Raw genomic sequence first — 3,358 nt, 5'->3', positions numbered from 1 at the left:
GTGAGGGTTGTTGGAGATGGCGTCAGTGCTGGACCCCGGTGGCAAGGCTGAAGTGCGCGAAGTACGCGTACTGGTCGGTGGCCGGGCCCCACGAGGTGTCGTGCCCGCCGTAGAAGGTGGAGAAGAAGACGCCGCTGAACGGGATCGAGGCGAGGTCCGGGGCGCCGGCGCCGGGCTGGGTGAAGACCTGGGCGCCGTCGAGCCAGACGGTGATGTCGCCGCTGGTGCGGTCGACGAGCTGCTCGATGGTGTGCCAGGCGCCGTCGGCGGGCCACTGCCAGGAGCCGAGGCCGAGGTCGACGCCGTAGCCGGTGGGGCCGGAGTTGGTGGGGGTGTAGAGGTACACCTCGCCGTTGCCGATCCCGGAACCGGGGTTGCGCCACATGTACCGGGTGGACCACGCGTTGCCGTGGTTGCCGCCGGACGCCTCGCCCGGGGAGCCGCCGTACAGGCCGGGGAGCTTGCCGGCCTTGCCGAAGTCGAAGCCGGCGGGCAGCTTGAGGCTGTACTTCAGGTCCAGGGTGGTGGAGTTGGCGAGGTCGCCGAGGCCGAGGGTGGGGAGGTCGGTGTAGAACTGGCCGCCGCCGCTGGAGGGGCAGTCGGAGCAGGAGTTGGCGGAGGACCCGGCGCCGTAGAACACCTGGAGCGCGGAGCCGTCGCCGGGGGCGGCGGGGTCGTTGACGAGGCTGAGGTTCTGCTGGCCCCACTTGCCCTTGGTGAGGGTGCCCCAGGCGTTCGTCCAGGCGCTGGTGCCGTAGCCGGTGAAGTCGCCGGTCCAGGCGGCCGCGTCGGTGGCCTTCGTTTCGGTGGCGGTGGCGGTCGGGAGGGGAGTGACGGCGAGGAGGGCGAGGGAGGTGCACAGGGCGGTGAGTAAGCGCTTCATGATGATCCTTCGGCTGGCGTGCGGGCGGCGTGCGGGGGAACCGCTCACCATGACACGGCGCTGGGCGTGTTTCAGTCAAGAGTCTGGACGAGGTTCAAGAATGTGAACGATTCCGGGGTTTCGGCGCTTTCGGCCCGGCTATATTGCTCCCGCAGTCCACGCCGCGCACGTGAACAGGGAGGACCATCGATGGCCCAGCCGAGTCCCGCCACCGCCGCCGCAGCAGCGGGCGTGAAGTCCGCCGTCCGCACGATCGAGGTGCTGGAGTACTTCGCCGGGCGCCCGGGACTGCACAGCCTCGCCGACGTCCAGGAGGCCCTCGGCTACCCGAAGAGCAGCCTGTACATGCTGCTGCGCACGCTGGTCGACCTCGGTTGGGTGGAGACCGATGTGACGGGCACTCGGTACGGCATCGGCGTGCGGGCGCTCCTCGTCGGCACCGCGTACATCGACGGCGACGAGGCCGTCGCCGCCACCCGCCCGGCGCTCGACCGGCTCGCCGACGACACCACGGAGACCATCCACCTCGCCCGCCTCGACGGTACGGACGTCGTCTACCTCGCCACCCGCGCCTCCCAGCACTACCTGCGCCCGTTCACCCGGGTCGGCCGCCGCCTGCCCGCCCACGCGACGGCGCTCGGCAAGGCGCTGCTGGCGACGCTCCGGGACGAGGAGATCGAGCGGCTGCTGCCCGAGCGGCTTGAGCCGCTGACCGACCACACGCACACGACCCGGGACGCCCTGCTCGACGACCTCCGGTCCGTTCGGGAGCGCGGCTACGCGACCGACCGGGAGGAGAACACGCTGGGCCTGTGCTGCTACGCGGTCGCCGTGCCGTATCGGACGCCGGCTCGGGACGCGGTGAGTTGCTCGGTGCCGGTCGCGCGGCTCACGCCGGGGAGGGAACAGATGATCCGCGACGCGCTGTTCGAGGCGCGGGAGCGGCTGGCACTGGCTACGCGTCACCTCTGAGTCGGCTCGCCCACTGTCGGAGCGTGGCGAAGTCGTCGGCTGTCAGGCCGGTGCGGTCGTCGACTCGGTGGAGGAGGGCCGGGCCGTGGTGGTGGGTAGCCGTCCAGGTGCGGTCGGCGTCGGTGATGTTGTCGTCGACCCAAGCGAACGGGCGGCCCTGCGCCCATGCGACGATCTCGGGGGTCTTCCAGAAGACGCCGTCCGGTGGGGTGGGGCGGGGTTCGGCCCAGGTGATGACGGGGAGGGTGGGCAGGCCGAGGACGGGGGAGATGAAGGCGTTGGCTTCGTGTTCCCAGGTGGTGGCCCAGACGAGATCGAAGGGGAGGGTAGTCAGCGCGGGGCCGTGGTCGGGGTTGAGCCAGAGCCGGAGAGGCTTGGGGGCCTTGTTCGGCAGCCCCCACTCGGTGAGCCGTCGGCGTTCAAAGGCTTCCCAGCGGGGGGTGAGGAGCCGGTGGGTCTGATAGCCCGGGGGCCTGCGGTGGGGCTTGCGGGCAGCAGGGTTGAGCGGCCCGTCGACGTCGAGTAGCAGTAGCGGCCGCATCGGCGCACCCCCTCCGTGATCTTTCGGGGACGGTAGCGGGGGCGGGCGGTGGGTGGCCAGGGAATTACGGCACGCTCGGCCGGGGAAAGCCCCGGCCGAGCGCGGCGGTTCAGACCTCATGCGTGGTCCGGTTCCCCGGCGAGGTGGTTCGGGGCACTCTGGATGATCACGTTCGGGTGCTCGCCCGGCTTCTCCAGCGGTGCGCGAGCTGCAGAGCCGTCGAGTGCCGCCGAGTGGAGTCCTTGCTAGGCTGACGCTGCTCCCGGGCTCCTGTCCGGGTGAACGCGAGGGGGGCCTGACCGGCCGGCAGCCGAACGGCGCCGGCAGACAGAGTCAGCGGCTTGTCAGAAGGGCGCTAGCCCATCCGAGTCCCTCAGTCCAAGGAGGACGACCGTGGTCACTCGATCACGTCTTCACGCGATCGCATCCCGGAGCATCGTCAGCGCTCTGCTCGTGGCCGGTTGGGGTCTCGCGACCCCGCACACCGCCACCGCCGTCACCGTCAATCCGAACGTCGACCTCGCCTGCACGCTCAACGGAAACCTCGTGTTCAACCCCCCGCTCACCACTCTCGGGCCGGCGGACGAAACGATCACCGTGACCGGCGACGCGTCGAGCTGCGTGGACAACGTCAACCGTGGCGGCAACGTGATTCAGAGCGGCACGCTCACCGGGACCTTCACCGGCCCCCTGAACTGCGTCAACGGCTCGGCCGCCGGAACGTTGTCCTTCACCTGGTTCCGCGTGAACGGCAGCACCGGTACCAGTAACGTCAACGGCACGGCCGCCGGCGGGATCATCGGGGGCAACCTCGCGTTCGTCGGCACGGTGGTATCCGGAACGGACCTGGTCGGCGACATGGAGACCGCGCCGATCAGCGCCACCATCAATCAAGCGATCATCAACGCCTGCAACTCGAACGGCCTCCCCGAGGACTCCTTCCTCGGAGCCGCCGCCTTCAC

3 protein-coding genes and 1 pseudogene are annotated in these 3,358 nt (G+C 70.3%); 2 read left to right on the top strand and 2 right to left on the bottom strand.

Annotation, left to right across the window (positions count from 1 at the left end; all coding sequences use genetic code 11):
- Nucleotides 1-22 precede the first annotated feature (22 nt).
- Nucleotides 23-883, bottom strand: a complete 861-nt coding sequence (locus tag AB0O00_RS33260; protein ID WP_363658179.1) for a polysaccharide lyase — start codon at nucleotides 881-883, stop codon at nucleotides 23-25.
- 189 nt (nucleotides 884-1,072) lie between these two features.
- Between AB0O00_RS33260 and AB0O00_RS33255 the strand changes: the two genes are divergently transcribed.
- Nucleotides 1,073-1,855 (top strand): IclR family transcriptional regulator, encoded by a 783-nt coding sequence (locus AB0O00_RS33255; RefSeq protein ID WP_363658177.1) that lies wholly within the window; start codon nucleotides 1,073-1,075, stop codon nucleotides 1,853-1,855.
- Here AB0O00_RS33255 and AB0O00_RS33250 read toward each other — a convergent pair.
- Complete coding sequence (locus tag AB0O00_RS33250) at nucleotides 1,839-2,396, bottom strand: HAD domain-containing protein (protein WP_363658175.1); 558 nt, start codon at nucleotides 2,394-2,396, stop codon at nucleotides 1,839-1,841. The genes AB0O00_RS33255 and AB0O00_RS33250 overlap by 17 nt on opposite strands.
- A gap of 453 nt (nucleotides 2,397-2,849) precedes the next feature.
- Here AB0O00_RS33250 and AB0O00_RS33245 point away from each other — a divergent pair.
- Nucleotides 2,850-3,358, top strand: a pseudogene (locus tag AB0O00_RS33245) (hypothetical protein); the annotation flags it as partial.

Source organism: Kitasatospora sp. NPDC093558 (genome assembly GCF_040683475.1).
In the GTDB taxonomy this organism is placed as follows: domain Bacteria; phylum Actinomycetota; class Actinomycetes; order Streptomycetales; family Streptomycetaceae; genus Kitasatospora.
This window is presented reverse-complemented; position numbering and strand designations above follow the sequence as displayed.

Coding starts and splice junctions, on each gene's coding strand:
- AB0O00_RS33255 (WP_363658177.1), top strand. CDS start 1,073: ATGGCCCAGCCGAGTCCCGCCACCGCCGCCGCAGCAGCGGGCGTGAAG.
- AB0O00_RS33260 (WP_363658179.1), bottom strand. CDS start 883: ATGAAGCGCTTACTCACCGCCCTGTGCACCTCCCTCGCCCTCCTCGCC.
- AB0O00_RS33250 (WP_363658175.1), bottom strand. CDS start 2,396: ATGCGGCCGCTACTGCTACTCGACGTCGACGGGCCGCTCAACCCTGCT.